At 57.6% G+C, this 25,946-nt stretch carries 28 protein-coding genes and 1 tRNA gene; 20 read left to right on the forward strand and 9 right to left on the reverse strand.

Annotation, left to right across the window (positions count from 1 at the left end; all coding sequences use genetic code 11):
• Window positions 1–223: 223 nt before the first annotated feature.
• Window positions 224–1,420, forward strand: coding sequence for an amino acid aminotransferase (locus KGB18_RS02355; RefSeq protein WP_123720969.1), 1,197 nt, complete (start codon window positions 224–226; stop codon window positions 1,418–1,420).
• A gap of 235 nt (window positions 1,421–1,655) precedes the next feature.
• A complete protein-coding gene (locus tag KGB18_RS02360) occupies window positions 1,656–1,856 on the forward strand; it encodes a hypothetical protein (protein WP_007905992.1) in 201 nt (66 codons plus the stop codon).
• On the opposite strand, the gene KGB18_RS02365 is transcribed toward KGB18_RS02360, so the two are convergent.
• Window positions 1,853–2,083: a hypothetical protein gene (locus KGB18_RS02365; RefSeq protein WP_008007186.1), complete on the reverse strand. Its 231-nt coding sequence runs from the start codon at window positions 2,081–2,083 to the stop codon at window positions 1,853–1,855. The two genes, KGB18_RS02360 and KGB18_RS02365, sit on opposite strands and share 4 nt — an antisense overlap.
• Before the next feature lie 225 nt (window positions 2,084–2,308).
• On the opposite strand from KGB18_RS02365, the gene KGB18_RS02370 reads away from it, so the two are divergent.
• A tRNA-Asn gene (locus tag KGB18_RS02370) sits at window positions 2,309–2,384 on the forward strand.
• A 181-nt stretch (window positions 2,385–2,565) separates the two neighbouring features.
• Here the strand turns inward: KGB18_RS02370 and KGB18_RS02375 are convergent.
• Window positions 2,566–4,083 carry a nucleobase:cation symporter-2 family protein gene (locus KGB18_RS02375; RefSeq protein WP_123720968.1) on the reverse strand — a complete coding sequence of 506 codons (1,518 nt, stop codon included), beginning with the start codon at window positions 4,081–4,083 and terminating at the stop codon, window positions 2,566–2,568.
• A gap of 254 nt (window positions 4,084–4,337) precedes the next feature.
• Between KGB18_RS02375 and KGB18_RS02380 the strand changes: the two genes are divergently transcribed.
• Together KGB18_RS02380 and KGB18_RS02385 are read left to right on the forward strand one after the other, a co-directional pair.
• The gene (locus KGB18_RS02380) at window positions 4,338–4,619 is read left to right on the forward strand and encodes a BrnT family toxin (protein ID WP_123720967.1); all 282 of its coding nucleotides are present in this window, start codon (window positions 4,338–4,340) and stop codon (window positions 4,617–4,619) included.
• Window positions 4,620–4,622: 3 nt separating this feature from the next.
• On the forward strand, window positions 4,623–4,967 hold the full coding sequence (locus KGB18_RS02385) for a BrnA antitoxin family protein (RefSeq protein WP_223569336.1): 345 nt from the start codon (window positions 4,623–4,625) through the stop codon (window positions 4,965–4,967).
• Window positions 4,968–5,040: 73 nt separating this feature from the next.
• Here KGB18_RS02385 and KGB18_RS02390 read toward each other — a convergent pair whose 3' ends face one another.
• The 3 genes from KGB18_RS02390 to KGB18_RS02400 all read right to left on the reverse strand — a co-directional run bounded on the left by KGB18_RS02390 (window position 5,041) and on the right by KGB18_RS02400 (window position 9,447).
• Complete coding sequence (locus KGB18_RS02390) at window positions 5,041–5,868, reverse strand: arylamine N-acetyltransferase family protein (RefSeq protein ID WP_123720965.1); 828 nt, start codon at window positions 5,866–5,868, stop codon at window positions 5,041–5,043.
• Between the two features lie 113 nt (window positions 5,869–5,981).
• Window positions 5,982–6,776: an exodeoxyribonuclease III gene (locus KGB18_RS02395; protein ID WP_223569337.1), complete on the reverse strand. Its 795-nt coding sequence runs from the start codon at window positions 6,774–6,776 to the stop codon at window positions 5,982–5,984.
• A gap of 85 nt (window positions 6,777–6,861) precedes the next feature.
• The gene (locus KGB18_RS02400) at window positions 6,862–9,447 is read right to left on the reverse strand and encodes an EAL domain-containing protein (protein ID WP_123720963.1); all 2,586 of its coding nucleotides are present in this window, start codon (window positions 9,445–9,447) and stop codon (window positions 6,862–6,864) included.
• A gap of 255 nt (window positions 9,448–9,702) precedes the next feature.
• Here KGB18_RS02400 and KGB18_RS02405 point away from each other — a divergent pair, with 255 nt between their 5' ends.
• Window positions 9,703–10,023 carry a hypothetical protein gene (locus KGB18_RS02405; RefSeq protein WP_410003841.1) on the forward strand — a complete coding sequence of 107 codons (321 nt, stop codon included), beginning with the start codon at window positions 9,703–9,705 and terminating at the stop codon, window positions 10,021–10,023.
• 2 nt (window positions 10,024–10,025) lie between these two features.
• On the opposite strand, the gene KGB18_RS02410 is transcribed toward KGB18_RS02405, so the two are convergent.
• Window positions 10,026–11,597 carry a sensor domain-containing diguanylate cyclase gene (locus KGB18_RS02410; protein WP_123720962.1) on the reverse strand — a complete coding sequence of 524 codons (1,572 nt, stop codon included), beginning with the start codon at window positions 11,595–11,597 and terminating at the stop codon, window positions 10,026–10,028.
• A 233-nt stretch (window positions 11,598–11,830) separates the two neighbouring features.
• Here KGB18_RS02410 and KGB18_RS02415 point away from each other — a divergent pair, with 233 nt between their 5' ends.
• Window positions 11,831–12,481, forward strand: coding sequence for an HAD family hydrolase (locus KGB18_RS02415; RefSeq protein WP_201059973.1), 651 nt, complete (start codon window positions 11,831–11,833; stop codon window positions 12,479–12,481).
• A 156-nt stretch (window positions 12,482–12,637) separates the two neighbouring features.
• Window positions 12,638–13,120 carry a hypothetical protein gene (locus KGB18_RS02420; RefSeq protein ID WP_123720960.1) on the forward strand — a complete coding sequence of 161 codons (483 nt, stop codon included), beginning with the start codon at window positions 12,638–12,640 and terminating at the stop codon, window positions 13,118–13,120.
• Between the two features lie 3 nt (window positions 13,121–13,123).
• On the opposite strand, the gene KGB18_RS02425 is transcribed toward KGB18_RS02420, so the two are convergent.
• Window positions 13,124–14,875, reverse strand: a complete 1,752-nt coding sequence (locus KGB18_RS02425; RefSeq protein WP_223569338.1) for a murein L,D-transpeptidase — start codon at window positions 14,873–14,875, stop codon at window positions 13,124–13,126.
• Window positions 14,876–14,956: 81 nt separating this feature from the next.
• Between KGB18_RS02425 and KGB18_RS02430 the strand changes: the two genes are divergently transcribed.
• The 10 genes from KGB18_RS02430 (at window position 14,957) to KGB18_RS02475 (ending at window position 22,799) form a co-directional block, all read left to right on the forward strand.
• Window positions 14,957–15,673: a murein L,D-transpeptidase catalytic domain family protein gene (locus tag KGB18_RS02430; RefSeq protein WP_123720959.1), complete on the forward strand. Its 717-nt coding sequence runs from the start codon at window positions 14,957–14,959 to the stop codon at window positions 15,671–15,673.
• Window positions 15,674–15,807: 134 nt separating this feature from the next.
• Window positions 15,808–17,601 (forward strand): copper resistance system multicopper oxidase, encoded by a 1,794-nt coding sequence (locus KGB18_RS02435; RefSeq protein ID WP_123721252.1) that lies wholly within the window; start codon window positions 15,808–15,810, stop codon window positions 17,599–17,601.
• 10 nt (window positions 17,602–17,611) lie between these two features.
• Window positions 17,612–18,502, forward strand: coding sequence for a copper resistance protein B (locus KGB18_RS02440; RefSeq protein WP_123720958.1), 891 nt, complete (start codon window positions 17,612–17,614; stop codon window positions 18,500–18,502).
• Window positions 18,503–18,557: 55 nt separating this feature from the next.
• Window positions 18,558–18,941: a copper homeostasis periplasmic binding protein CopC gene (gene copC, locus KGB18_RS02445; protein ID WP_123720957.1), complete on the forward strand. Its 384-nt coding sequence runs from the start codon at window positions 18,558–18,560 to the stop codon at window positions 18,939–18,941.
• Between the two features lie 3 nt (window positions 18,942–18,944).
• The gene (gene copD / locus KGB18_RS02450; protein WP_123720956.1) at window positions 18,945–19,868 is read left to right on the forward strand and encodes a copper homeostasis membrane protein CopD; all 924 of its coding nucleotides are present in this window, start codon (window positions 18,945–18,947) and stop codon (window positions 19,866–19,868) included.
• A 173-nt stretch (window positions 19,869–20,041) separates the two neighbouring features.
• Window positions 20,042–20,383: a hypothetical protein gene (locus KGB18_RS02455; protein ID WP_123720955.1), complete on the forward strand. Its 342-nt coding sequence runs from the start codon at window positions 20,042–20,044 to the stop codon at window positions 20,381–20,383.
• A 366-nt stretch (window positions 20,384–20,749) separates the two neighbouring features.
• Window positions 20,750–21,172, forward strand: coding sequence for a hypothetical protein (locus KGB18_RS02460; RefSeq protein WP_123720954.1), 423 nt, complete (start codon window positions 20,750–20,752; stop codon window positions 21,170–21,172).
• Window positions 21,173–21,246: 74 nt separating this feature from the next.
• Window positions 21,247–21,453 carry a DUF2933 domain-containing protein gene (locus KGB18_RS02465; RefSeq protein WP_223569339.1) on the forward strand — a complete coding sequence of 69 codons (207 nt, stop codon included), beginning with the start codon at window positions 21,247–21,249 and terminating at the stop codon, window positions 21,451–21,453.
• Between the two features lie 141 nt (window positions 21,454–21,594).
• Complete coding sequence (locus KGB18_RS02470) at window positions 21,595–21,864, forward strand: heavy-metal-associated domain-containing protein (RefSeq protein WP_123720952.1); 270 nt, start codon at window positions 21,595–21,597, stop codon at window positions 21,862–21,864.
• Between the two features lie 143 nt (window positions 21,865–22,007).
• Window positions 22,008–22,799, forward strand: coding sequence for a transporter substrate-binding domain-containing protein (locus tag KGB18_RS02475; protein ID WP_123720951.1), 792 nt, complete (start codon window positions 22,008–22,010; stop codon window positions 22,797–22,799).
• 132 nt (window positions 22,800–22,931) lie between these two features.
• Here the strand turns inward: KGB18_RS02475 and KGB18_RS02480 are convergent, their stop codons facing one another.
• A complete protein-coding gene (locus tag KGB18_RS02480; RefSeq protein WP_048395179.1) occupies window positions 22,932–23,129 on the reverse strand; it encodes a hypothetical protein in 198 nt (65 codons plus the stop codon).
• A 155-nt stretch (window positions 23,130–23,284) separates the two neighbouring features.
• Window positions 23,285–23,776, reverse strand: coding sequence for a type VI secretion system amidase immunity protein Tai4 (locus KGB18_RS02485; protein WP_123720950.1), 492 nt, complete (start codon window positions 23,774–23,776; stop codon window positions 23,285–23,287).
• A gap of 884 nt (window positions 23,777–24,660) precedes the next feature.
• Here KGB18_RS02485 and KGB18_RS02490 point away from each other — a divergent pair.
• Together KGB18_RS02490 and KGB18_RS02495 are read left to right on the forward strand one after the other, a co-directional pair.
• Entirely contained in the window at window positions 24,661–25,023 is a 363-nt protein-coding gene (locus KGB18_RS02490; protein WP_123720948.1) for a DUF6124 family protein, read from the forward strand.
• Between the two features lie 358 nt (window positions 25,024–25,381).
• The gene (locus KGB18_RS02495) at window positions 25,382–25,840 is read left to right on the forward strand and encodes a hemerythrin domain-containing protein (RefSeq protein WP_123720947.1); all 459 of its coding nucleotides are present in this window, start codon (window positions 25,382–25,384) and stop codon (window positions 25,838–25,840) included.
• Window positions 25,841–25,946: the final 106 nt, after the last annotated feature.

The raw sequence follows: 25,946 nt of genomic DNA on the forward strand, positions 1-25,946 counted from the left end.
CCATCGCTTTCAAGGCAAACGTCCTACATCGGGTAGAACCTTTGACGACATCACTCGATCAACGATCGAAAAATAATTTGAAAAACTTACCGTAAAAGCCGAATCGCCTGTCGCCATCAATCGCTGATGGCCTCTATACTAGCTCCCCGTTTGTGCACCGCTCTAGTGCATTCGGCTGGAGCGCGACACGTCCCTCCACACTCCATTCAGAGCCGCCGCAATAATGAGCCTGTTCTCCGCTGTCGAAATGGCACCACGCGATCCAATCCTGGGCCTCAACGAAGCATTTAATGCCGATACCCGTACCAACAAGGTCAACCTGGGGGTCGGTGTTTACTGCGACGAGGAGGGGCGAATTCCACTCCTGCGCGCCGTTGTCGAAGCCGAGACGATTCGCGCTGCTCAACACGTTTCCCGTGGCTACTTGCCGATCGATGGCATCGCAGCCTACGACCAGGCCGTGCAAAAACTGCTGTTCGGCAATGATTCGCCGCTGATCGCCGCTGGCCGGGTTATCACCACTCAAGCTGTCGGCGGTACCGGCGCGCTGAAAATTGGTGCCGACTTCCTCAAGCAACTGCTGCCGAACGCCGTCGTGGCGATCAGCGACCCGAGCTGGGAAAACCACCGCGCGCTGTTCGAAACCGCCGGTTTCCCGGTGCAGAACTATCGCTACTACGACGCCGCCACCCACGACGTTAACCGCGCCGGCCTGCTGGAAGACCTGAACGCCCTGCCGTCCGGATCCATCGTTGTGCTGCACGCTTGCTGCCACAACCCAACCGGCGTGGACCTGAGCCCGGCAGACTGGAAAAACGTGCTGGAAGTGGTCAAGGCCAAAGGTCACGTGCCGTTCCTCGACATGGCCTACCAGGGCTTTGGCGACGGTATCGATGAAGACGCCGCGGCCGTGCGCCTGTTCGCCGAATCGGATCTGACCTTCTTCGTTTCCAGCTCGTTCTCCAAATCTTTCTCGCTGTACGGCGAGCGCGTTGGCGCCCTGTCGATTGTCAGCGAATCGAAAGAAGAAAGCGCGCGCGTGCTGTCGCAAGTCAAACGCGTGATCCGCACCAACTATTCCAACCCGCCGACCCACGGTGCAAGCATCGTCGCCGCCGTGCTGAACAGCCCGGTACTGCGCGCTCAGTGGGAAGAGGAACTGGCAGAAATGCGCCTGCGGATTCGCGGCATGCGCACCCAGATGGTCGACCTGCTGGCGAAAAACGCTCCACAGCGTGATTTCAGCTTCGTCGGTCGCCAGCGCGGCATGTTCTCCTACTCCGGCCTGACGGTTGAACAAGTAACCCGTCTGCGCAGCGAGTTCGGCATCTACGCCCTGGACACCGGCCGCATCTGCGTTGCCGCGCTGAACCAGAGCAACATCGACGCAGTGACCAAGGCCATCGTTCAGGTGATCTGAGTCGTCGCGTGATTGAAAACGGGAAGCCATATGGCTTCCCGTTTTTTATTTGTCTTTGATAATTCCCAGTTCGGCGACCGGTCGCTCTAGACTGCACGCAGATCAAAAATGTGGGAGCGGGCTTGCTCGCGAAAGCGGTCTATCTGTCACATTGATGCTGGATGTGCCGCCGCCTTCGCGGGCAAGCCCGGCTCCCACAGGTTATGAGTACACCCGAGAGCTCTTGAGAACCCACATGAAAAACGATGACCTACGCGCCGACCGCGACGAGCTGGACCACTTTGTGCCCCGCTCCTCGGCCAAACGCGGTAATAACCTGGTGCTGCAAGTGGCTGCGGGCGTGTTCCTTGGCGGCCTGGCGTTGTGGCTGGTGCAACTGACCGCCACGATGCTGTACGCCAAGCTGATGCTCGGCACCATTACCTTCGGCGGTTAAGCCAGTTCGGTTGCACGCTGGCTGGCTGCGTCGTCATAGGCCACATAAAGCGACTCGGCCACCTGGCTTTTGATCGCCTTGGTGCTTTCCAGGCCCAAAACAAAACCTTCGGCCTTGCCGCCCGCGCGGTTCAATTCGTCAGCGGTGCTGGCCTGAGTGATGGCGTCGAACAGTTTCTCGGCGTGCGGACCAACGCCTTTGGGCAGGCTGATCTGAGCGATGCTCATGCGAACACCCCGCTGTTTTGAGGTGTGAGGGTTGGGTGATTCATGGCGCATACCTTTTCGGCTGAGGGCCGGCAGCGCGTGTCACCACTTCCGGGCGACCATGGTAGACCTCTACCGCGATTCTGGTAACCGCCAATGGCCGATAACCCCCTCTGATCCGATGAAAACATCAAACTGCCAACAGAGGCTTGACTTCTCTTTTTGAATCAGTAACATAGACGCCATTCCGCGATAGCTCAGTTGGTAGAGCAAGTGACTGTTAATCACTGGGTCCCTGGTTCGAGTCCAGGTCGTGGAGCCAGACAGCAAAATCGAAAAGCCCCTGAATCGAAAGATTCAGGGGCTTTTTTGTGCTCGCCATAAAGTCAAAAGATCGCAGCCTGCGGCAACTCCCAGGGGGATCGCATCGCACACGAATCCCCGTAGAAGCTGTCGCAGGCTGCGATCTTTTGATCTACCTGCCTTTTTATCGGGTAGCGCCGTCAGACATGCTCACTGCTTTTCGCATGCGCCGCCCGCGGCTCGGCATGCCCATGCTCTGCCTCCACCACCGGAATCTCATTCCCGTCGCAGTCACGCAGCTTGCCTTCGCTGAAGTAATCCCCTTCCCGCAACGCCGCCAGATCCTGATAACGCAAGACGCGCTCGGTACCGGCCGCAAACACCGACTGTTGATCCGAGTTGCCGGCCGTGAGGTGGTTGAAGGTCAGGTTCAGCACGATGGCCATGATCGCCGAGGAGCTGATGCCTGAGTGGAAGATTGTCGCGAACCAGCTGGGGAAGTGGTCGTAGAAGTTTGGTGCGGCAATGGGGATCATGCCGAAACCGATCGAAGTGGCGACGATGATCAGGTTGACGTTGTTGCGGTAGTCGACCTTGGACAGGGTCCGAATGCCGCTGGCCGCCACGGTGCCGAACAGCACGATGCCGGCGCCACCGAGGACGGAGGTTGGCACGGCGGCGATGACCCGGCCCATGAAGGGCAGCAATCCGAGCACCACCAGGAACACGCCGCCGGTGGCCACCACAAAACGGCTCTTGATCCCGGTTACCGCCACCAGCCCCACGTTCTGGGCGAAAGCACTCTGGGTAAAGGAGCCGAAGATCGGCGCGACCATGCTCGACAGCATGTCGGCGCGCAGACCGTTGCCCAGGCGTTTGGAGTCGACTTTGGTGCCGATGATTTCACCGACGGCAAGAATGTCGGCGGAGGTTTCCACCAGGGTCACCATGATCACGATACACATCGACAGAATCGCGGCGAAATGGAAAGTCGGCATGCCGAAATGAAACGGTGTCGGGAAGCCGAACATTGGGCCCTGGGTGACGGACGAGAAATCCGCCATGCCGAGAAACACGGCGATGACTGTGCCGATGACCATCGCCAAGAGGATCGACAAACGGGAAATGCTCGCACTGCCGATCTTGCTCAGCAGCAGTACCAGCACCAGCGTAACCGCCGCCAGGCCAATGTTCGCCATGCTGCCGAAGTCCGGGGCATGGCTGTTGCCGCCCATGGCCCAGCGTGCGGCCACCGGCATCAGCGTCAGGCCGATAGTGGTGATCACAATGCCCGTCACCAGCGGCGGAAAGAACTTGGTGATTCGCGAGAACACCGGCGTGATCAGCAAGCCGATCAGCGACGCGGCAATCACCGCCCCGAGAATCGACTGAAAGCCGCCCTCCCCACCACTGCTGACAATCGCCACCATGGTCGCAACGCCGGAGAACGACACACCCTGCACCAGCGGTAACTGACAACCGAAAAACGGTAAACCCAGGGTCTGCAGCAACGTCGCCAGCCCCCCTGCAAACAATGAAGCAGCAATCAACAAACCGATGTCCGCCGGCGAGAGCCCGGCCGCTTGGCCGATGATCAAAGGCACCGCGACGATACCGCCATACATGGTCAGAACGTGTTGCAGGCCGTAAGCCATATTCGCGCCGATCCCGAGATTCTCATCCTCGGGCCGTTGTTGTGAAACATGGGGCGTTTTCATGGTTGGGGGGTTCCCTGGTTTTTGTTGTGCTCACACTGTATTCAATAGTCAGGACAAATGTCTATAGAGTTGTATACAACCAGCTAGTCAAATTATGGACAGATGTTCACACCGCCCTTTAGCCATAGAGCCCCCAGCCTAAAAAACTCTTGAAATACATCCTTCCTCCCCTTTCCCTCCCCACCGCTAATCTTTTGCTTTCCAAGCGACCGCCGGCACGGCCGCCTCTCGCTTATACATATAAAGTATGCATAATGAAGTCATTCGAAATTCAGTACCACAAGGCAAAGAACGCGGCCAACAAACTAAAGCATCAAGGCGTCAGCCTCGCAGAGACAGAACCCGTGTTTTATGACGAACGAGCGCTGACGCTTCAGGACAACCACCATGATGAGCCGCGATGGATCATCATCGGGCTGGATGCCAAAGGTCGACTGCTGGTCGTTGCATACACCTACCGCGACCCGAATTTCGTGCGAATCATTTCCGCGCGCATCGCCACCAAAAACGAGCGTCGCCACTATATGGAGGCTTGACCGATGAAAGATGAATACGACTTCAGCAACGCCAAGCGTGGAGCGGTTGCCTCCAGCAAAGGCAAGACCCGAATCACCATCATGCTCGATGATGTCGTCATAGAGGCCGCGCGTGCGGCGGCAGAAAGCGAGGGGTATGGCTACCAGACGGTGATCAACAATACATTGCGCCAGGCATTGCTCAGCGATAAAGACAAAATGGCGAAGCCCGATCAGAACACTGCTGTTGCCAATGTCGGGCATCTCAAAAAAGGCATCACCGCCTCCGAGCTGAAAAGCCTGGAGAAAAAATTGTCAGAGGCCCTCAGCGAAATCCATCACGTGATGGAGCTTGAAGTTCGTTCCTAGACACAACACCGATCAAAAGAAAAAGGGGCGAATTGATCAAATCCGCCCCTTTACGTGTCGCTCAATTTGCCTGCTACACAGGCTCAATCAACCGCCCAAGCACCCGCTTCAACACTTCCTGCGCCGGCACTCGAAGCCCGAATTCACTTTCCAGTAACCCGATCAACTCATCCACATCCGCCACCTCCCGCCGTTCGCTCTCACTGCCCATGCGATGAATGGTAAAGCTGCCGTTAATCAATGTGCGTCGCCATCCCTCCCCCGTCCGCGCCACCATCAGTTGTTTCACGAAGGACGATTCGGGATGGGTCGAGACGTACCAGTTGCCGAGGGTGTAATCGATGTCTTCCTGACGTTGCAGATCGAAGATGTATATCGCCCGCCATTCACCGCCGACGTTGGCACGCAGGGTATAGCCGTCGGCGTGCGGTTCGATGCGATAGGGTTCGTGAGGGGTGAACTGCTCGGCTTCGGTATCCAGCATCAGCGGTGCGGTGGGCACCATGCCGCCGAAGCCGACGTCAGTGATGTAGCGCACGCCGTCGAGGGTTACCAGACTCAAGCGGTGCGTTCGGGCGGTCCATGCGCCTTCGGGCTGACCCATGACCACGCGACCGGTGATGCCACGTGCGTCGAAGCCCAGTACCTGAAGCAAGGCCAGGAACAGGTTGTTGAGCTCATAGCAGTAGCCACCACGACCGTCGTGCAGGACTTTCTGCTCCAGGGACGGCAGATCGATGAGCACTGGTTCGCCCAATAACGTGGTGAGGTTTTCGAACGGGAAGGCACCCGTGTGGCGCAGTTGCAGTTGGCGCAGGGTTTCCAGGGTCGGTGCCGGGGGCTTATCGAAGCCCAGGCGCTGCAGGTACAGCGCAAGATTTTTCAGTCGTGTCTCGCTCATCGCTCAATCCTTTATGCAGAGGTCCGCGGATCGCTCCGCCGATGGGCGCCATGTATAAGGGAAAACACGGTCGGACTGACAATTGATTTAGCCAATCGCCGCACACGCCAAGGTTATCGACGCTTGCGCGAACTCAATCGAATCCATGTCGGCGCATGATCGCTGGCATGAGGTTCATTGCGAACCCAGGCATCGACGCCGGCCTCTTGCAGGTAAGGACTCAGTGCCGGGTTGAGCAGCAGATGATCGATGCGCAACCCCGAGTTTTTCTGCCAGTGCTGACGGAAATAATCCCAGAAGGTGTAGATCCGCTCCTCTGGATACAGATGACGCAGGGAATCGGTCCAACCCTGATCCAGCAACCGCTGATAACACGCACGACTCTCGGGTTGCAGCAGCGCGTCCTTGAGCCAGGAGCGCGGGTTGTAGATGTCCAGATCAGTGGGCACCACGTTGTAATCGCCGGCCAGCACCACCGGATGTTCGCTGCTCTGCAGGTCTTTGGCGTGCGAGATCAGCCGCTCGAACCACGCCAGTTTGTAATCGAACTTCGGTCCCGGCTGCGGATTGCCATTGGGCAGGTACAAACAACCCACCAGAACCCCATGCACGGCAGCTTCCACGTAGCGGCTATGGGTATCGCTGTCATCACCCGGCAAACCGCGCCGGCTCTCCAATGGTTGCGCATCGCGCGCCAGAATCGCCACCCCGTTCCACGACACCTGGCCGTGCCAGACGGCGCCATAGCCGGCCGCCTCCAGTTCCGCGACGGGGAATGCGCCGTCAACCGATTTGAGTTCTTGCAAGCAGGCGATGTCTGGCTGCTCCCGCGCAAGCCAAGCCAGTAGATTCGGCAAGCGGGCGCGCATGCCGTTGACGTTGAAGGTGGCGATTTTCAGGTTCTTCATGATCCGACGCTCGCAACGGATTGGGCGGTATCCAGTTGTGACCGGGGTGCGTCACGGCAGTTGCCGTGGCGCACGAAACAGGCGACTAAAGGTGCGTACCCTGCGGCGGAAAATCATCCCTTGATGCCTTGAGTAACGGCAGCAGAGCATACTTGTCCACCGGCCGACTGAGGTAGAAACCCTGCACTTCATGGCACTGGTCCGAGATCAGGAAGTCCAGTTGCTCCAGCGTCTCGACGCCCTCTGCGGTCACGGTCAGGCCCATGGCCTTGCCCAGATTGATGATCGCCTGCACCACGGCGCGGTCATTGCTGCCGCTGCTCATGGACGCTATGAAGCGCTTGTCGATCTTGATCCCGTCGAACGGATACGTGCGCAGGTAACCCAGCGAAGAATAACCGGTGCCGAAGTCGTCCATGTTCAGTCGTACGCCCAACTCCTTGAGCGCATTCATGGTCGCCAAGGCGCCATCTACGTCGATGAGCATCACGTTTTCAGTGATCTCCAGTTCCAGTCGACTGGCGGGCAATCGGCTCTGGATCAACGCCTCCCGGACATCCTCGATCACATCGCTACGGGCAAACTGCACCGGCGACAAGTTGACCGACACCATCATCGCACCGGGCCAGGTCAGGGCCGTCTCGCACGCCTCGCGCAACACCCAGCGCCCTAATGGCACGATCAGATCGGTCTGCTCGGCCAATGGAATAAACGCGTCGGGGTTTAACAAGCCTTGCACCGGATGCTGCCAGCGCAGCAGCGCTTCGACCGAGACGATCTGCTTGCCATCGACGTGATAACGCGGCTGGTAATGCATCACGAATTCGTTGTTCTTGATCGCCTTACGCAGGTCGCTTTCCAGTTGTCGGCGGTGCTGGATCTGATCGTTCATGTGCGCCGCAAAGTAGCACCAGGTCTTCTTGCCATTGGACTTGGCCTGATACAACGCGATATCGGCACAGCGAATCAGCTCCTCCGGAAGATGCCCCTGGCGCCGACTCAGGGCGATACCGATGCTCGCGCCGATGTGCAGCGTGTGGTGATCGTAATGGATTGGTTGATGCAAGCTGTCGAGCAAGCGCTCGCAAAACCGGTCGATTTCCGCGTGGCTGTCCATGCCGTGGAGCACCAGCACGAACTCGTCGCCACCCAATCGGGCGACCAGATCGATGTCCCGCGTGCACTCGCGCAAACGAATAGCAACCTCCAGCAATACCGCATCACCGGCCGGGTGGCCGAGGGAATCGTTGATCGGCTTGAAGTTATCCAGGTCGATCATCAACAACGTCAGCGCCGCCGATTGCTCTTTCAGTGCCAGCGCGTCTTCGAGGTAGCGCGCCAGTTTGTTGCGGTTCGGCAAGCCAGTCAGTGCGTCGTGCATCGACAGATGCTGGATCTGCGCATGGGCGGCGACTTCATCAGTGATGTCGCTGGCCGTCCCGCGAAAACCCAGCACCGCGCCCTTGCGCTGGATGGGTCGTGCCGACACCCGGCACACCCGTTGTTGCCCCGATTGATCGCGGTAGGAACAGCGTAAGTGACTGACAGCCTGCTCTTCATCGAGTTTATTCAGCCACAGCGACAAGGGCGTGGTATCGCAATTGAGCAGTTGCCCGATGTTCTGCCCCAGCCATTGCTGATCGGAAAATCCGGTGACGGTGCTGAAGCGCCCCGACAGATAGGTGATGCAATGCTGGTCGTCGATTTCCCAGATCCAGTCGGACGCGGCTTCGGCCACAGCACGAAAACGTTCTTCACTGGCCTCCAGCGCCTGATTCGACAAGTCGAGACTGGTGTAACTGGCGTCCACATGCCCGGACGTGCGCAGGACATATCGAAAGAAGTACGCCGTCAACAACGCCAGAATCAACAGCGCTCCACCCAGTGGCGGCAGCAACGACCAGAGCAATTGATGACCCGGCCGCTCAAGCCGGGAGACCAGGCTGTAACCGGTGCCAGTCAGAGTGACAGCTGGCTGACCGGGAATAATGCCGTCGTCGGCCGTCAGGCTCAAATCATTCAACCCGTAATCGGCACTCAAGGTATTGAGCTTTTCAGGGTTCAATTGATCGACATATATCAGCACTGAGGTGCTCTTGGGATCGACCGCCGGGCGTTCGTCATTGGGCACGATCGCGGCCGCCGTCAACAGCGCCGGGTTGCCTTCGAACAAGGTGTACCGGCTGACAGGCTCGATGAGGCTCTCCTGGCTCTGAACCTCCTCGATGAGGCTCGCCATCGACGTCGACAGATAGGCCGTCGCTTCGCCCTGCACCTGAAGCCCGCGCACTATGGCGTATTTGGTTCGCTGACGATCGATCACGAAAACGCCATCGTAGTGATCGATAGTGAACAGGGTTTTACCCACGTTCTGATCGACGTAGGCCCACTGCACATCGACTTTGTCGTTCAGGTGGTCGTAGGCGGTCGTCCAATTGGCGTAGCTGGCGATGTAGTTTTTCGAGGCGGTGATGCGGTTCTCAAGTGCGCGTTGCGTGTAGAACGTGGTTTTGCTCAGATCCTGAGCATCGAGCCGTGCGGCAATGCTGAACAGGGCCATCAGCGCGATCAACACCCCAACTACAAACAGCAGGCCGATGACGAACATCAGGTTGCGGGTAATCGGTGTATGACGCGCAGGTGCCGCGGTGGTAATGGCAGTCAAATCCATGCACTTGATCCTGTCGATCGGTCGCCTTATCGGGTGAGGCCGGCGGGGTCTGGTCTGTCGTCATGACAGCCAGGCTCTCCACAGACCATAGCAGCCATGCTCGGTCACCGCTTCTGAATACGCAAGTCATTGCCACACTTGAAAAACCCAGGCTCGTTGCCATCCCGTCCCACCACTTGTCATCCAACCGGCACCAACCGCCCCGCCATCGCACCAATATCAGACAACGGCTCATTGTATGGAGACGTAACCCTGATGAATATCAGAATGACCTCACTGTTATTGGCCGGGTTAGTGGTCACGGCATCTGCAAACATCTTTGCGGCGTCCGGAGATGGAGCGGAGGCCACCAGCACTCAGTCGGGCGGCATCAGCAGCTCGACGTTTCCACCCGACAATACCCCCGGCTCGCCTGCGGGCGGGACCAGTTCGGACACCCATGGAAGCGGCACGGGCACCGATGGCGGGGCCAGCGGTTCCGGCTCGGGTGCTGGAGGTGGAACCGGGTCTGCCGGTGGTGGCACCGGCGGTGCTGGCGGTGGGACGGGCAGTTCGACGCATAAAAGCAATCCATGACACTAGCGGTCCGAGCGCATCAGTGCCTCGACGCCGCCTTCCATGGACAACACCGCCGAACGATTTCGCCCCGAATGCTTGGCCTGGTACAACGCCGCATCTGCGCGTTTGATCAACATTTCGGTGCTGTCGTGCCCTGTCGGCACAAACGAATAACAGCCAAGGCTGACCGTCACGTAACCCGTGGGTGAGCCGCTGTGGATGATGTTCTTGTCCATGACGCTGCGACGGATCTGCTCGGCGATCGTCAGCGCACCATGGATGTCGGTGTCCGGCAGCAACACTGCAAACTCTTCGCCGCCGTAGCGCACCGCCAGATCGGCATTGCGGTGACAGCAACTCTTCAGTGCCCGCGCCACTTCGGCCAGGCAATGGTCCCCCGCCACATGACCGTAGGCGTCGTTATAGCGCTTGAAATAATCGATATCGAGCATGATCAGGCTCAGCGGACTCGACCGCCGGGCACCACGCCCGAACTCGATCTCCAGCGCCCGCTCGAACAATCGACGGTTGGCCAACCCGGTCAGGCTGTCGTGGGTGGCGATCAATTCCAGGGTTTTTTGCGCCTCGCGCAAATCCGCCTCGATGCGCTCACCCGCGCGCACCTGATGAATGAACACCCAACCGAACACCCCCACGCCAAGGACGACCAGAGCGACGATCAAACTGGATTGAATCGCCGTGTCGTACCAGTCCTTGAGGATTGCGTCTTTGGAAGAGGCCGCCGCCACCACCACCGGATAGGCATCGAGCTGACGGTAGCCATACAGCCGGACGATGCCATCCACCACCGAGCCGATCATGGCGTTGCCCGATGTCGCGCTGGGCAAGTGCGTTTGAAAGATCTCACCCTGAGCCAATGACGTACCGATCTGCGATTCCACAAACGGTCGTCGCGCCAGCAGTGTTCCATCGGTCAACGCCAAAAACATCGCGCCGTTGTTATCGAGGCTGAAGCTTTTGAAGAACTGATCGAAGTACGACATCTTGATCCCGGCCAGCAACACGCCCTGAAAATTGCCGTTCTGGTCGTTGACTCGCCTGGATACCGGAATGATCCATTCGCCATTCTCCCGACTGCGAATCGCCGGGCCGATGTGCGCCAGGGACGACGCGTTTTGCTGGTGAAACCTGAAATATTCGCGGTCCGCCACACCTGGGCCACGGGGCAGATTTTCGAACGACGTCACGACCCATTGCCCCTGCTTGTCGAACAGAAATATCCCGTGCAATTGATGCAGCGTCTGCACCCGCCGCGCGAAAGTTTTCTGTAAACGTGGCGTCTGGACAGCGTCGAAACCCTCCGCCTGAATCCAGTCCACCAGACTGGTCAGCACCAGATCGGCTTTCATGAAGGTGTCTTCGGCCTGCTGCGCCATGGCCCGGGTCAGGTTTGACGAAGACACCTCGGCCAACGCCAGATCGTGACGGCGCGACTGCTCCAGTTGCAGGTAAAGCAGCCCACAAAGACAGAGGCACACGGCTGCAATAAACAGCACCGCAGCCTTGAGCAGAGGCAGCCGCCTCAAGGCACCCTCGGGCGCGTGGTGCGGATCGGGAATGGGGATAGGCAAAAGCGAGTCCTGAAAGGGTAAGGCATGGGCAGAGGCCCAAAACCCTTATTCTTTGTGAGCTTACTCTACGGGGTTATGCGGGGCAATTGCGCCAGTTTTACAGAGACCGATTTGCCCGCGCGAGCGAAATACGAAAACCCTCTCTGCTAGGATGAAAAACCTCAGGAGCCTATCGAACACTTCGATATCGGCTGCCGCGCCTGCCCCGAACCGTTTACCCAAGGAGGAAAAACATGAGCGCTGCGCACCACCCTGCCCCCATTGACACCGTTGTGTTCGATCTCGGCAATGTCCTTATCCGATGGAACCCCAGAAACCTTTACCGAAAGTTGTTCGGTGAAGATTTGGAGGCCATGGAAACATTCCTGTCAGAGGTCTGCCATACCGCCTGGAACGAACAACAGGACCAAGGCAGAACCTGGCAGGAGGCTATTGAGGAAGCCATCGCCCGGCATCCGTCCCAGGAGGCATTGATTCGCGCCTACCGCGAGCGCTGGGAAGAAATGCTCGATGGCGCCATAGAAGAGACGGTGAACATCCTTGATGAACTGCACGCCAAAGGTATGCGACTGTTGGCTCTGACCAACTGGTCCGCCGAAACCTTTCCGATTGCCCTTGAGCGCTTTGAGTTCTTGCAGCGATTCGAAGGCATTCTGGTGTCGGGTGCAGAGGGGATAATCAAGCCTTCGCCGGAGATTTTTCAGTTGCTGCTATCGCGGTTTGACGTTGATAGCCGCCGCGCGGTGTTCATCGATGATCATGCGCCGAATATTGCAGGAGCACGCCGGGAGGGATTTCATGCGGTTCAGTTCGTCAGCCCGGAACAATTGCGCGAGGAACTGGTGGCGCTTGGGTTGCCCGTACAAGGCCAATCAGCGAGGTAAACCGCTTTTCGCAGGAGCCAGCGGTGCGGCAAGCCTGGCTCCTGCTGGCCCGCCCATTTTCTTCAAGACCGCGGGTGTTTCAATCACATGACGCAAGGCAAAACCGCATGACCTTGAAGGAGCTACGATTAACTGACATCACGACAGGAAATCGAAATGAATAAAGCAGACGAGCTCGCCGAGAAGCTGAAACAATCCCGGCCAACCAGTACCGACGCGACCATCGCCGATCAGGCCATCGACAGCTGGCCCGCCCAGGTCTATGAGCTGTATCACCAGATCGAAGCCTGGCTGCAGCCACTGATCGAAGTGGGCCTGAAGCTGCGACGCAATTCCACTCACGTGTTCGAGAGGGCTCCGGACGGGGCGAGTTACGATTACGCCATCGACCAACTGCTGATCGAAGGCAACCACCACAGCATCAACTTCGACCCTGTCGCTCGCTTCACCGCCGACGGTGCCGGGCGGATCGAGATTCACTCGACAGACAAGGAACTCGCCCTATTGCGAACCGTGGACGAACACGGTGAGACGCATTGGTGGCTTCAGGCGATCGAACAGTCCGGACAACAACCGGATGCGATCGCCCTGACGGAACACAACCTGCTCCTGGCGGTGCAAGAAGGGCTGGGGCTTTAAGCTTTAGAGCTTGTTCTGCCCCACCGCCATCGAGGGAGGCGCCGGTCGCCTCCCGTCCAGCGTTGGCCGTTCCGAAGGCAGATTCAGCGCACGCAACACAGGGTTATCGTACCCATACACATCGGGTTTGAACGTCACTCGCCCATCAAGACTCAGGTCCACCGTCCAATAGGCCAACAGCACCGGCACTTTCACGGGGAGCCTGATGTTCTCTGTCTTGCCGTTGGCTAACTGCTTTTGAATCCCTTCACTGCCCCAGCGAACCGGGTCGTTGAACAATAGCTCCACCAATTGCAGCGGGTTTTCTACCCGAATACAGCCGGAACTGGTCGCGCGATTGGATTGCGCAAACAACTCGCGATGGGGCGTGTCGTGCAGGTAAATGGCGTAGTCATTGGGAAAGCGAATGACCACCTGCCCCAGTGAGTTGTCCGACCCTGCATCCTGCCGCAGCGTAAGGCCGCGCGGGTTGTCCCAATCGACGGTCGACGGGTCGAGCACATTGCCTTCCCGATCGATCACACGAATCCGGTTTGCATTAAGGTAACCGGGATTGTTGCGAATCTTCGGCAGCATGTCCTTGACCAGAATGGTCGGCGGCACGGTCCAGGTCGGGTTGAACGTGATGTAGGTGATCTCGGATTGAAAAATCGGCGTGCTGCGATACGGTTTACCCACCTGCACCCGTGAGCGCCATATCAGCTTGCCATCGCGATAGAACGAAACCTTGTACCCGGCGATGTCGACGATGACAAAGGTGCCTTGGAGTTTGTACAGCAGCCACCGCGCCCGCTCCATGTTCACGCGGACCTGGTCGATTCGAGCCTCGACCGGCACATTCAGCGCCGCGAGTGTCGCCGGCCCCGCCACACCATCCGCCCCGAGGTATTGCTCGGCCTGATACTTCTTCACCGCCGCCATGACGGTGTCGTCATAGTCGGAGCGCGCGTTCATTTTCGCAGTCAGATAACCACCCGCTACCAAACGGGCTCGCAACTGCGCAACCGAGGCGTCGTCCATGCCGGGCCTGAGGGTCTGCCCTTGCGGAATCTTCGGCCAGCCGCCACTGTCGCGAACCCTGCGCAGTTGCGCCAGGCCCTGTCGCAACGTGCCATAAATCGCTTCTTGTGGCGGCGCCTGGGCGAACGCGCGCGCGACGTCATGGCTGTCGAGGGCGGCGAAGAAAAGATTAACGTCCTCCCGAGGGTCGATGCCGACCGGGTCGAAATTCCAATGGATGTCCAGTCGCGAAGGGTCAACCTTGCCGCGCCGCAACTGCAGCAGCGCCGTGATAAACGTCTGGGTCGCCGAGATATCAAAAGCCGCTCGTTGCCCGGGGGTTGTCGCAGTTGTCTGCATCGAGTTTCTGGCCGTGACCAGTTCGGCAATTCGAAAATCCTCGGGGTCCAGGCCATCGACCCCGGTGTCGCTCAGGCTTTTCAATAACTGGACGACATCGTCCTCGTCCGTCCAGGCGGCGCGATAGCCACGATGGCTGTAAAAGTCCAGCACTGCTCGGTTAACGTCGACCCGTTGATGACGTGGCGAGGTGAGCAATGGGGGAAACGCCGAACTCAATGGCGCCAGCGCCGCCTGAATCGCCTGACCAACGTAATCGCCAGGCGCTGCCTCCGCGACCACGCTAACGGGAGATGGCGGCTCAATCGGCGAAGTTTCCGCAATTGCCATGCCGCTTATCAGAAAGCCCATAAAAAATATGCGGCTTATGACGAATAACCTTGTTAACTGCCCCATGGATAATCCTTAATCTCCCATTTTCAACCGGCTAGCGTCGTGCGCGCTGCTAGACTCGAAACAATCAGATGAGACTTGCATATGGCCCTAGACCGCTTCGGCTTTTTAATGACGGCCCTGTTGCTGACCGCGTGTACCTTACCGGCAGCCTACGCCGATTCGCTTGAAGCCGCGCTGATCAAAGCGGCCCCCAATGCCAACGCCAAGGTGATTGCCCTGGCCGTACGCGCTTCCCAATGCAGCCGGGCCCAAAGTGCGGCTCCGGCTCAAAGACTAGCAGTGATCGATTATTCCCTGCCCTCGACCGCGCAACGCCTTTGGGTGTTCGACCTTAAACAACGCAAATTGTTGTTCCACGAACTGGTCGCCCACGGTCGTAACAGCGGCGAGAACATGGCCCGCCAGTTTTCCAACCGCAATGCCAGCTTCGCCACCAGCTTGGGTTTGTACCGAACTCAGTCCAGCTATGTCGGGCAGAACGGCTATTCGTTGCGCATGGAAGGGCTGGAGGCGGGTTTCAACGACAATGCTTTCGAGCGGGCAATCGTTATTCATGGCGCGCCGTATGTCAGCCCCGACCTGGCGCGAGCGAATGGCCGAATCGGCAGAAGTCTGGGCTGCCCGGCAGTGAGGCCTGCAATTGCGCATCAGCTGATCGACTCGATGAAGGATGGCCAGTTGTTGTTTTCCTACTATCCGGATCAGCGCTGGTTGAAGTCTTCTTCGTATATCAATTGCGGTAACGCTACCGTGGCGGACTCCGCCAGGCCGACTGGAAAATCATTGAACACAAAATGAAACTGTCAGAAATGTAATCTTGGCCTCAGTCTGCTGAAAGGCGCCGCCCGTTAGCCTTCACCTCATTAAGTTCTCCTCCCTCCGCTCAGGATGGACTTGAGGACTTCATCAGGCTGATGGACGGGAAAAACGGCATGCATTCCAACACCTCAAGACGCACTTTCGTGAAGGGCCTCGCCGCTGGCGGGGTTCTTGCTGGCCTCGGGCTGTGGCGCACGCCGGTCTGGGCGGTCACCAGCCCCGGCGAACCGAACGTGCTGGCCGGTACCGACTTCGATCTGTTCATCGGCGAAACCCCGGTCAACATCACCGGCAACCCTCGCACGGCGATGACCATCAACGGCGGCATTCCCGGCCCCCTGCTGCGCTGGCGTGAAGGGGACACCGTCACGTTGCGGGTGAAAAACAAACTCAAGGACAGCACCTCGATTCACTGGCACGGCATCTTGCTACCCGCCAACATGGACGGCGTGCCAGGCCTGAGCTTTCACGGCATCGAGCCAGATGGGATGTACGTCTACCAGTTCAAGGTCCGGCAGAACGGCACTTACTGGTATCACAGCCATTCCGGCTTTCAGGAACAGTCCGGGATTTACGGGCCATTGGTGATCGACGCCAAGGAACCGGAGCCGTTCCAGTACGACCGCGACTACGTGGTGATGCTCACCGACTGGACCGACGAAGATGCCGTCGACCTGATGAGCAAACTCAAGAAACAATCGGACTACTACAACTACCATAAGCGCACCGTGGGCGATTTCATCCACGACGTCAGCGAGAAAGGCTGGGGCTCGACGGTCGCTGATCGCAAGATGTGGGCCGAGATGAAGATGAACCCCACCGATCTGGCGGATGTCAGCGGCGCCACTTACACCTACTTGATGAACGGCCAGGCGCCAAACATGAACTGGACGGGCGTATTCCGCCCCGGTGAAAAGCTGCGCCTGCGCTTCATCAACGGCTCGTCCATGACCTACTTCGACGTGCGCATCCCCGGCCTGAAAATGACCGTGGTCGCGGCGGATGGCCAATACGTCAAACCGGTGAGCGTCGACGAATTCCGTATCGCGGTGGCGGAGACGTTTGATGTGATCGTCGAGCCGACCCAGGACGCCTACACCCTGTTCGCCCAGTCGATGGATCGAACGGGTTATGCCCGCGGCACCCTTGCGGCGAAGGCCGGGTTGTCGGCGCCGGTACCACCGCTGGATCCGCGACCGCTGGTGACCATGGATGACATGGGCATGGGCGGGATGGATCACGGCAGCATGGGTGGCGACATGGCGGGGATGGATCACAGCACCACGCAAAGCATGACAGGCATGGACGGCGGTGACATCCAAGGCATGGACAACATGGCCGGGATGGATCACAGCAGCATGGCCATGGGCGGCATGGCCGGTATGCAATCCCATCCAGACACGGAGAAAGACAATCCGCTGGTGGACATGCAAGCCATGACCACCTCGCCGAAACTCGACGACCCGGGCCTGGGCCTGCGCGACAACGGCCGCCGCGTGCTGACTTACTCCGACCTGCGCAGCACCTTCGAAGACCCGGACGGCCGTGAGCCCGGCCGCACCATCGAGCTGCACCTCACCGGACACATGGAGAAATTCGCCTGGTCGTTCAACGGCGTGAAATTCTCCGATGCCGAACCGCTGCGACTCAAGTACGGCGAGAGAATCCGGATTGTCCTGGTCAACGACACGATGATGACTCACCCCATTCATTTGCACGGCATGTGGAGCGACCTCGAAGACGAGAACGGCCAGTTCATGGTGCGCAAACACACCATCGACATGCCGCCGGGATCAAAGCGCAGCTACCGGGTCACCGCCGACGCGCTCGGCCGCTGGGCCTATCACTGCCATCTCCTGTACCACATGGAAATGGGCATGTTCCGTGAAGTTCGCGTGGAAGAATGAGGCGCTACCCATGACCAGATTGATTCGCTCTACCCGCCTCGCTTTGGCACTCGCTGGCTTCACGGCTTCTTCGGCCATGGCCGCCACCGGTGACATGCAGGGCATGGACCATAGCCAGATGTCGGGCATGGATCACAGCCAAATGCAGAGCATGGACGACGGCCAGATGCAGCCCGCCGCGCCAACCCAAAGCCGCACGCCGATCCCGGCATTGACCGACGCCGACCGCGCCGCCGTCTACGTCAGCCCCGCCGGCCATGCCGTGCATGACTCCGCGCTCAATTATTACTTCCTCGCCGACAAACTCGAGTGGCAGGACGCTGACGACGGCAGCGCCTTGGCGTGGGATCTGTCCGGCTGGATCGGCGGCGACATCGATCGCCTGTGGTTGCGCTCCGAAGGCGAACGCGTCAATGGCAAAACCGAAGACGCGGAAGTCCAGGCCCTGTGGGGTCACGCCATCTCCCCCTGGTGGGACGTGGTGACCGGCGTGCGCCAGGATTTCAAACCCGGCGATCCGCAAACCTGGGCCGCGTTCGGCGTGCAAGGCATGGCGTTGTACAACTTCGAAACCGAGGCCACGGCCTTCATCGGCGAAGGTGGCCAGACCGCCGCACGGCTGGAAGGTGACTACGACATTCTGCTCACCAACCGACTGATTTTGCAGCCGACCGCCGAGCTCAACGTCTACGGCAAAAACGACCCGCAACGGGGCATCGGCTCCGGGCTGTCCAACACCGAAGCCGGCCTGCGATTGCGCTATGAAATCCGCCGGGAATTCGCGCCCTATATCGGCGTGACCTGGAACCGCACCTACGGCAAAACCGCCGACTACGCCAGGGACGAAGGCGAGGACCGCAGCGAAGCCCGCCTCGTGCTTGGCGTTCGGTTGTGGTTCTAAATGTATTAACTCAAAAACCTAAAAACCAACCGCTTAAAGCGGTAAGAGGCCTTGCATGCGCACAATCAAAACCACCGCTGTTGCCATCGCACTTTCCACCGGGCTGCTCATGAGCGCACTGGCTCAAGCCCACCCGAAACTGCTCTCCTCCACTCCGGCGGAAGGCGCGGACGGTGCCGCACCCAGCAACATCGAACTGCGCTTCTCCGAGAACCTCATGACCCAATTCTCCGGCGCCAAACTGGTCATGACCGCCATGCCCGGCATGGCCCACTCGCCCATGCCGATGAAGGCCAAAGTTTCCGGCGGCAGCGACCCGAAAACCATGGTCATCACCCCGCTCTCGCCATTGCCCACCGGCAGCTACAAAGTCGAATGGCGCGCCGTGTCTTCGGACACTCACCCGATCACCGGCAACGTTACGTTCAAAGTGAAGTGATGGATGAGCGACTCAATCAGCATTGCCCTGCGCTTTGCGTTGTATGTGGATTTGATGCTGTTGTTTGGCGTGGCGCTTTTTGGGCTGTACAGCCTTAAAGGGCGGGAGCGGATGTCGGGCGCAGTGTTGCCGTTCCGGTCGATGTTGGCGGGGACGGCAGTGCTGGGTGCGGTGTTGTCCGCTGCCAGCATGTTGATGATGGCGAGTGCAATGAGCGGGGAATCGGACTTCGCCGAACTTCGTCCACACATCGAGATGATGGTGTTTGAGACGGACGTGGGTCTGGCTTGGGTGGTTCGCATCGTTGCGCTACTGACTGCCGGTTTGGCGGTGATGCTCCGTGCGCCTGGTTTCAGCTTGTTAATCGCAGCTTTTGCCGGCGGTATCGCCCTCTCCAGCCTGGCCTGGAACGGACATGGGGCGATGGATGAAGGCAGTCGTCGTGATTGGCATTTCGCGGTAGACATTCTGCATCTGCTAGTGGCGGGGGCATGGCTGGGCGCGTTGGTGGCGTTTGCGCTAATGGCGAAAATCAATGCTCTGCAAACCGAAGCGCGCATCCGGTTGTTGGCCCGCGCGGTTAATCGATTTGAGGTGATTGGCGCAGTCATCGTGGTGGTCATCACGATAACGGGGGTTGTGAATTATCTGTTCATCGTCGGGCCAAAACTGGATGAAGTTTTTCTCAGTACTTATGGAATTTTGCTGTTCATCAAAGTGGCGCTGTTTGCCGGGATGCTCGTGCTCGCCGCATTGAACCGGTTTCACCTTGGGCCGTTTCTGGAGCGTTCATTGCGGGACGGCCAGCATCGGGAGGCGGCCAATGCATTGCGGCGCAGCGTGGTAGTGGAATTGGTGGCGGCGGTGTTGATTGTGGGGTTGGTGGCTTGGTTGGGGACGTTGAGTCCGGAGATGGACGCTCTGTAGAGCATGTAAGCAGGGAAACACGCTTTACAGCATCCGATGACCGGCCATAGCAGTCAGTGGACAGGATCAGGAGCCTTTACTAGCGTCTAACCACACCAGATTTCAAGCCAGAGGGTTCAACACCCAAGCGCCAAGGTGAAAAAGCGGCGCACTTATCGAAAAGGAGATCGAAAATGGCTGAAGTAATGAAGGTAGTGGATGTCGACTTAAAAATACTTAAATCAAACCCACCGCAGCTACACATATCGGCAATTGGCCTCGTGAGTTCCGCTGGATGGACAAACCCGAGACTGGAGCCACGGGTTTATATTCAGTTCCCACCTGACGGCATTCAAGACTTCGATTTTGTCGCTGATCCGCCCCAAGGAACTGTTATACAGGTCGTCCTTCCCATCGACGCATCAAAGCTTTGGAAAGAGCCGCCACTCGATAAACTCAAGGGCGTAAGAGTCCACTCTGCCAGCAACTCGATTGAAGCGCATCTTAAGAGTTCGAAGTCCTTGGCTTGTGGATAAACAACTAATGTGAAGGGATACGTGTCGGGCCTGCCTGGCACGTATCACGCATTGGAATGAATGGGGTATTGGGACACTGGAGGACAGTCGAGAAGCGCTTTCACTACACTGACTCCCGCTTGAACCCCACTCCATCACAAAAGCCCGATAACAATGAAAACCATAAAAAGCACAATGATGCTCTGTGGCCCGCTGGATCTATCCTGCGCAGCACAATAAGCCTCTGTGGACGTAGTTTGATATGGATCAACAACGCCCTCCGGTCGTAGCGTAAGTTCGGGATTATTCCCTTCTATCGGGAACACGACATGCTCTGATCCGCAGCTGCTTAGCGCTGCCGATCCCCCTAATATTGTGGAGATTGTCATGCACACCTACGTCAAATCGCTCATAGCCGCTCTGCTCATCAGCAGCCCATTGCTGGTGCTGGCCGCCGACGAACATCACCCCGAAACAGCGCCTGCCGCCCCCACAACCGACTCCACCCAAACCACGCCCATGCAAGACAAGGCCATGAGCGAACAGATGCAGAAAATGCAGGCGGCCCACGACAAAATGATCGCCGCCAAAACCCCGGCCGAACGCCAGGCGGCGATGCAGGAAGCCATGACCACGATGAAAAACAGCATGGGCATGATGCACGACCAATGCCCAGGCATGGGCAGGGGGATGGGGATGGGTAAAGGCATGTCCGGCGGCAAGGACGGTCAAGGCACGGCGATGATGGACATGATGATGAAAATGATGGATCAGCAATCCAGCATGATGAAGATGCCGATGGGCCAATAGCCCCCGTCGCTGAGGTTCGCATTAGCTGGCATGGCAGCCCCCCAGGACACTTTCGTCAGAACGGAGTTCGCCACATGAACCACTCACCTCCCTCGACGCCTCCAGCCCCCTCCTTCTGGCGCAGCAAACCCGGCATCGCGCTGGGCATGCTGCTGGTGATCGGTCTGTTTTACCTGGCCCGCGAGCATTACGGCCACATCTCCCCGATTCTGCCCTACCTGATTCTATTGCTGTGCCCGCTGATGCACCTGTTTGGCCATCACCACGGCGGCAGGCGCTGACCCATGCATCGCATAACGAACTATCTGGATGACCTCGACCGCAAAAGAGGAGCACGAAACAAGCGCTTGACCTTGCCATCGTGACAAGGTCAACGATGACTTCAAGCGCTGATGGGCGCCGCCACCAAAAGAGGTTTACTGATGAACAGCATTGAACTGCAAGTCGAAGGCATGAGCTGCAGCAGCTGCGTCAAACATGTCAACGCGGCGCTGCAACCGCTGGCGGGGGTTGGCGAGGTGACGGTCGATCTGGCGCATGGCCGGGTCAAGGTGACGGGCGATGTACAAAGCAACACTCTAATCTCTGCGCTGACGGAGGCTGGTTATCCGGCCAGCCTGCTGGCCGCAGACAGTCACGAGCAGGTCAGGAAAACGTCCGGGTGTGGGGGCTCCAGTTGTTGCTGTCATTGAGCCGGGCCATCGGTGGATGTCGTGGCATCGTCACCCAGCGGGTGGCCGCTGCGACATCTTTATTGTGATGGATGACAGTCAAGAAGTGGTTTCACTACACTGAGCCCACCTTGCCCCTACTCCATCACAAAAGCCCAATAACAATGAAAACCATAAAAAGCACAATGATGCTCTGTGGCCTGCTGGCTCTATCTTACGGCGCTCAAGCACAGGAAAACCCTTCGCATCTGGACACCGTCCTGCAACAAGGACAACTGCGCGTTTGCACGACCGGCGACTACAAACCCTATACCTTCAAAGGTGAAGACGGCGAATACTCGGGGATCGACATCGCCATGGCCCGCTCACTGGCCGACAGCCTGGGCGTGAAGGTTGAGTGGGTCCAGACCACCTGGAAAACCCTGATGCCCGACATGCTCGCGGGCAAATGCGACATCGGCGTCGGCGGCATCTCCGTCACGCTGGAACGCCAGAAAAAAGCCTTCTTCAGCACCACGCTGGACGTCGACGGCAAAATCCCGCTGGTGCGCTGCGAAAATCAGGCGCAATACCAGACCATCGACCAAATCAACCAACCTTCGGTTCGCCTGGTCGAACCGGCCGGCGGCACCAACGAAGCCTTCGTCCACGCCTTCCTGCCCAAGGCGCAATTGCGGCTGCACGACAACGTGACCATCTTCCAGGAACTGCTGGATAAGAAGGCTGACGTGATGATTACCGATGCGTCGGAAGCGCTGTATCAGCAGAAACTTAAACCGGGGTTGTGTGCGGTTAACCCGACGCAATTTATGCAGTATGGGGAGAAGGCTTATCTGCTGCCGCGGGATGATATTAGTTGGAAGTTGTATGTCGATCAGTGGCTGCACCTGGCCAAGGTGACGGGGAACTACCAGAAAATTCTGGGGCAGTGGATCGCGGTGCCGGAGGCGAAATAGCCCGCTAGTCGCCGCTGCCATGTAGCAGCTGGCGAAGCCTGCGTTCGATTGCGCAGCACTCGCAAAAACAGAACTCGCGATGCATCAGGCAGATCACGCAACGGCGGAAGCATTTCAGCCGTTGCGTCACCTTTAATCGTGCAGCAAGCCTGAGCTGTATTCATTGAAGCTGTTCCCGATCGCGCTCCCACCAAAGTTCACCTTGTTGGGGCTATGGCCATCAAACTGTTGGCAGGCTTCTGAGAAGCACGTGCTGGTGCTCATACCCGAACAGGCGCTCAACAGTAATGCGCCGGCGATCATCACGACTTTGAACAGGTTCGAGATCATTTTCAGTTTCCTGTGGGCTAAAAGCGTGGCAACACCATCTTAGGTGTTCATCCTATGCCGCAAGCCCGTCAAACTTGATGAAACATTGCTGAGCGACAGCGTTGGTTCAGCTGCCATCATTGTTACGGCTGCTCATCGTCAATCTCGGTGCAGGGTCAATCCTTTTTGGGTCGTGACGGGTTGTCCTGACGATAGGTATGCTGGGGATTGATGACCAATTGTTTGACCTGGCTGTCCAACTCTTTGCTGTGATACAGGTCCAGGCATTTGAGCAGCTCAAAGCGAACGCCTTGACGCTCTGATTCGACCAGTGGATTGTGATAATCACGAGCCAGAAACTGGTCAACCAGAGGTCTACCGGCTTGAGGTGCTTGCTCCAGATCGAAATAGGTCCAGTCCATAAGCGCACTGGCACTGCTTCCGGCGTCCTGGGCGGCTTCAGGTTCGCTCTTGTAGGCTGTAGCGATGCAGTCTGCCAGCACCATATCCTTGTAATTTTGCGCGTAGGAGCGCTCGCCTGCCTGTGGGGAGTTGGTCGAATCATCCTTGGACCAACTGTTGGAAGGTGCGGCTGCCAAAGCCAGTACCAAGACCGCAGTCAAATTGTTGACCCACCTTAGGGCCGGATAACGGCTGTTAATGTTCATTGCAACATTGCCGCCGATGACTGCCGCAACTTTTCCAGATGGATTGAGGGTGTCGTAAATCCGTTGAGAAGCCGCCCACGCGCTAGAAAATGAGGGTCGAATCATGTTTCATCCTTGATTTTAGGAAGCAGAAAACCGCAGCAGTTTAATCCTTCATGCTTGGTGTGACATAGACGACGGGTTCATGAAGGTGTGTTGCCCGGAAAGCTCCAGAAGATGAAGCAAATGGGCGACCTCTTCAGGTCGCCTATCTTCATTAGGGCGACTACACCTGCGCCTGCAAGCGCCGCCCACCACATCCATCAAATCGCAGCCATCGCGCAGCGGAATCGCCAACACCTGCGCGAAGTCCCTTAACAGCAACGCATCACGACTGATGCCCTCGCCCACAGAAAGGATGTCTAGCAGCTCCGTCACGGAGCTGATGCGATAACGCCCTGCAGCTTATTCGGTACATCAACGCCACATTCACGACGACTCACCATAAAAAAGACGTCAGATATTTCCTTGTTTTCTTCGGAGAAACCCGCTCGTTTAAATGGGTGTTTAAAGACACTCGCGGTTACTTCACAAAGGCTACAACGCCTTGCGTCGTTGCCTACGACTACGCCAGAATCCACCGGCTTGTGCGCTTAAGGTCTGGGCTTTATCGTTTTCCCGTCGCTGAAAAAACAGCGATCGGGTTTGGTAGCCCGTACATGAGATTTGCACAGCATCACCATTCGCGGCGTTTTTCGTCTCGGCTTTATGGTGGTCATGCACAGGGCACCTTCGGGTGCGCCGGCTTCCTCATGTCCCGGTCTACCAACCTGCGCATGGCCGCCACCTTCGTTTGGTAGCGAGGTTGGATGGCTCCTTTATTTACGGCATGAGGAGTTTTATCTATGTTCAAACCAACACCCAATCCGCCGATCACAGACCCGGCATCCCCATACGAATCACTTGATTCCAAAAAACTCAACGAAGCCGCCGAACGCGCCCTCGACTACCATCTCAAACCGGCCGCTCAAATCATGGCCACGACCAACGAATCCGAGCGCATGTTCCTAGCCAACCCGGCATACAACACCGAATCCTTGCTGGCCAACGCCTGCGAGTCACTGGGATCGGCCACGGTTATGCTCAGTGATTTTGCAGCGCTGCTGGAGGGGACACACCGCAAAACCCTGCTGGGCATCGCCCAAGTCGTCATGCTGGGTGAGCTGGCGGTGAACCAGGCGCTGGATAACGTCGAGCCATCCAAGTAATCAATGCTGCACATCGGCGTGGGGAGGCGTAAGCCCCTCGCGCCACAGAACACCACTCCAAATGCGAGTGCATAGCCGTGAGTCACCTTTCAAAGCAAGCCTGATACAGTCGTCCCCGATCCGACAGATCAAATAGTGTATATAAACATACACTTAATATTTCAATTTCTTCCAAGGTCGGAAAATCTTCTGAGGTGAGAGCTTTGTGCTCGCCTATACTAAAAAAGTAAAATAGTGCTAACGAGTGCGTTTGGCAAAATATTGAAAATATTGAAATTTAAAAGTGCAGGCACCCTTGGAGGTTGCTGGTTAAAAAAATATTTTCCGTGATGATTTGGTGTCGTGACGAGGATTTGATATGAACGTTTTGTTGAAAGAACTTCAGACCTATCATCATGAAGTGGCTATGAAAATTACTCAGATCAAAGAGTTGCTGAGGAAGATTAGGCATGAACCCGATGGGGCTGATGACTGCAAGCTGTTGTTCAAGATGCTGGAAGCCTTGCATGGTGATGCAGAGCGACACCACCATGAAAATGAAGAACTTATTCGGCTGGCCTTGCTAGAGACTGAGGCGCCGATCCACCAACGGGTCAAGGATATCGAGCGAGATCATCAGGCATTTGGGCGCATTGCTGGACAGCTGAAGATGTTGGAGGACACAACTCAGGAAACGAGAGTAATTGCTGACACTATCGATGACTTCATCAAAAAATATTACGACCATATGGACGCTGAGGAAAATATTTTCTTTCCGGCGTCAGATAAGTGGCTGTCAGACGACCAGTGGCAGGAAATCAAACGTCAATGGCATTAATTGGAACTCGCCGTATACCTTCAAAATTTAGCTACTACTTAGTACTGACCTCACTAAGTAATTACGCGGACACCACGTATTAACTTACAGGGGTGTCCGTATATCG

It is taken from the genome of Pseudomonas sp. BF-R-26 (genome assembly GCF_019947395.1).
In the GTDB taxonomy this organism is placed as follows: domain Bacteria; phylum Pseudomonadota; class Gammaproteobacteria; order Pseudomonadales; family Pseudomonadaceae; genus Aquipseudomonas; species Aquipseudomonas farris.

Bases quoted from the DNA above. Each gene is read 5' to 3' on its own strand.
- KGB18_RS02400 (WP_123720963.1), bottom strand. From the start codon at position 9,447: ATGGATTTGACTGCCATTACCACCGCGGCACCTGCGCGTCATACACCG.
- KGB18_RS02490 (WP_123720948.1), top strand. From the start codon at position 24,661: ATGTTCAAACCAACACCCAATCCGCCGATCACAGACCCGGCATCCCCA.
- KGB18_RS02480 (WP_048395179.1), bottom strand. From the start codon at position 23,129: ATGATCTCGAACCTGTTCAAAGTCGTGATGATCGCCGGCGCATTACTG.
- KGB18_RS02415 (WP_201059973.1), top strand. From the start codon at position 11,831: ATGAGCGCTGCGCACCACCCTGCCCCCATTGACACCGTTGTGTTCGAT.
- KGB18_RS02455 (WP_123720955.1), top strand. From the start codon at position 20,042: ATGGCTGAAGTAATGAAGGTAGTGGATGTCGACTTAAAAATACTTAAA.
- KGB18_RS02385 (WP_223569336.1), top strand. From the start codon at position 4,623: ATGAAAGATGAATACGACTTCAGCAACGCCAAGCGTGGAGCGGTTGCC.
- KGB18_RS02380 (WP_123720967.1), top strand. From the start codon at position 4,338: ATGAAGTCATTCGAAATTCAGTACCACAAGGCAAAGAACGCGGCCAAC.
- KGB18_RS02390 (WP_123720965.1), bottom strand. From the start codon at position 5,868: ATGAGCGAGACACGACTGAAAAATCTTGCGCTGTACCTGCAGCGCCTG.
- KGB18_RS02360 (WP_007905992.1), top strand. From the start codon at position 1,656: ATGAAAAACGATGACCTACGCGCCGACCGCGACGAGCTGGACCACTTT.
- copD (WP_123720956.1), top strand. From the start codon at position 18,945: ATGAGCGACTCAATCAGCATTGCCCTGCGCTTTGCGTTGTATGTGGAT.
- copC (WP_123720957.1), top strand. From the start codon at position 18,558: ATGCGCACAATCAAAACCACCGCTGTTGCCATCGCACTTTCCACCGGG.
- KGB18_RS02495 (WP_123720947.1), top strand. From the start codon at position 25,382: ATGAACGTTTTGTTGAAAGAACTTCAGACCTATCATCATGAAGTGGCT.
- KGB18_RS02485 (WP_123720950.1), bottom strand. From the start codon at position 23,776: ATGAACATTAACAGCCGTTATCCGGCCCTAAGGTGGGTCAACAATTTG.
- KGB18_RS02460 (WP_123720954.1), top strand. From the start codon at position 20,750: ATGCACACCTACGTCAAATCGCTCATAGCCGCTCTGCTCATCAGCAGC.
- KGB18_RS02375 (WP_123720968.1), bottom strand. From the start codon at position 4,083: ATGAAAACGCCCCATGTTTCACAACAACGGCCCGAGGATGAGAATCTC.
- KGB18_RS02355 (WP_123720969.1), top strand. From the start codon at position 224: ATGAGCCTGTTCTCCGCTGTCGAAATGGCACCACGCGATCCAATCCTG.
- KGB18_RS02430 (WP_123720959.1), top strand. From the start codon at position 14,957: ATGGCCCTAGACCGCTTCGGCTTTTTAATGACGGCCCTGTTGCTGACC.
- KGB18_RS02470 (WP_123720952.1), top strand. From the start codon at position 21,595: ATGAACAGCATTGAACTGCAAGTCGAAGGCATGAGCTGCAGCAGCTGC.
- KGB18_RS02420 (WP_123720960.1), top strand. From the start codon at position 12,638: ATGAATAAAGCAGACGAGCTCGCCGAGAAGCTGAAACAATCCCGGCCA.
- KGB18_RS02425 (WP_223569338.1), bottom strand. From the start codon at position 14,875: ATGGGGCAGTTAACAAGGTTATTCGTCATAAGCCGCATATTTTTTATG.
- KGB18_RS02365 (WP_008007186.1), bottom strand. From the start codon at position 2,083: ATGAGCATCGCTCAGATCAGCCTGCCCAAAGGCGTTGGTCCGCACGCC.
- KGB18_RS02440 (WP_123720958.1), top strand. From the start codon at position 17,612: ATGACCAGATTGATTCGCTCTACCCGCCTCGCTTTGGCACTCGCTGGC.
- KGB18_RS02395 (WP_223569337.1), bottom strand. From the start codon at position 6,776: ATGAAGAACCTGAAAATCGCCACCTTCAACGTCAACGGCATGCGCGCC.
- KGB18_RS02435 (WP_123721252.1), top strand. From the start codon at position 15,808: ATGCATTCCAACACCTCAAGACGCACTTTCGTGAAGGGCCTCGCCGCT.
- KGB18_RS02405 (WP_410003841.1), top strand. From the start codon at position 9,703: ATGAATATCAGAATGACCTCACTGTTATTGGCCGGGTTAGTGGTCACG.
- KGB18_RS02465 (WP_223569339.1), top strand. From the start codon at position 21,247: ATGAACCACTCACCTCCCTCGACGCCTCCAGCCCCCTCCTTCTGGCGC.
- KGB18_RS02475 (WP_123720951.1), top strand. From the start codon at position 22,008: ATGAAAACCATAAAAAGCACAATGATGCTCTGTGGCCTGCTGGCTCTA.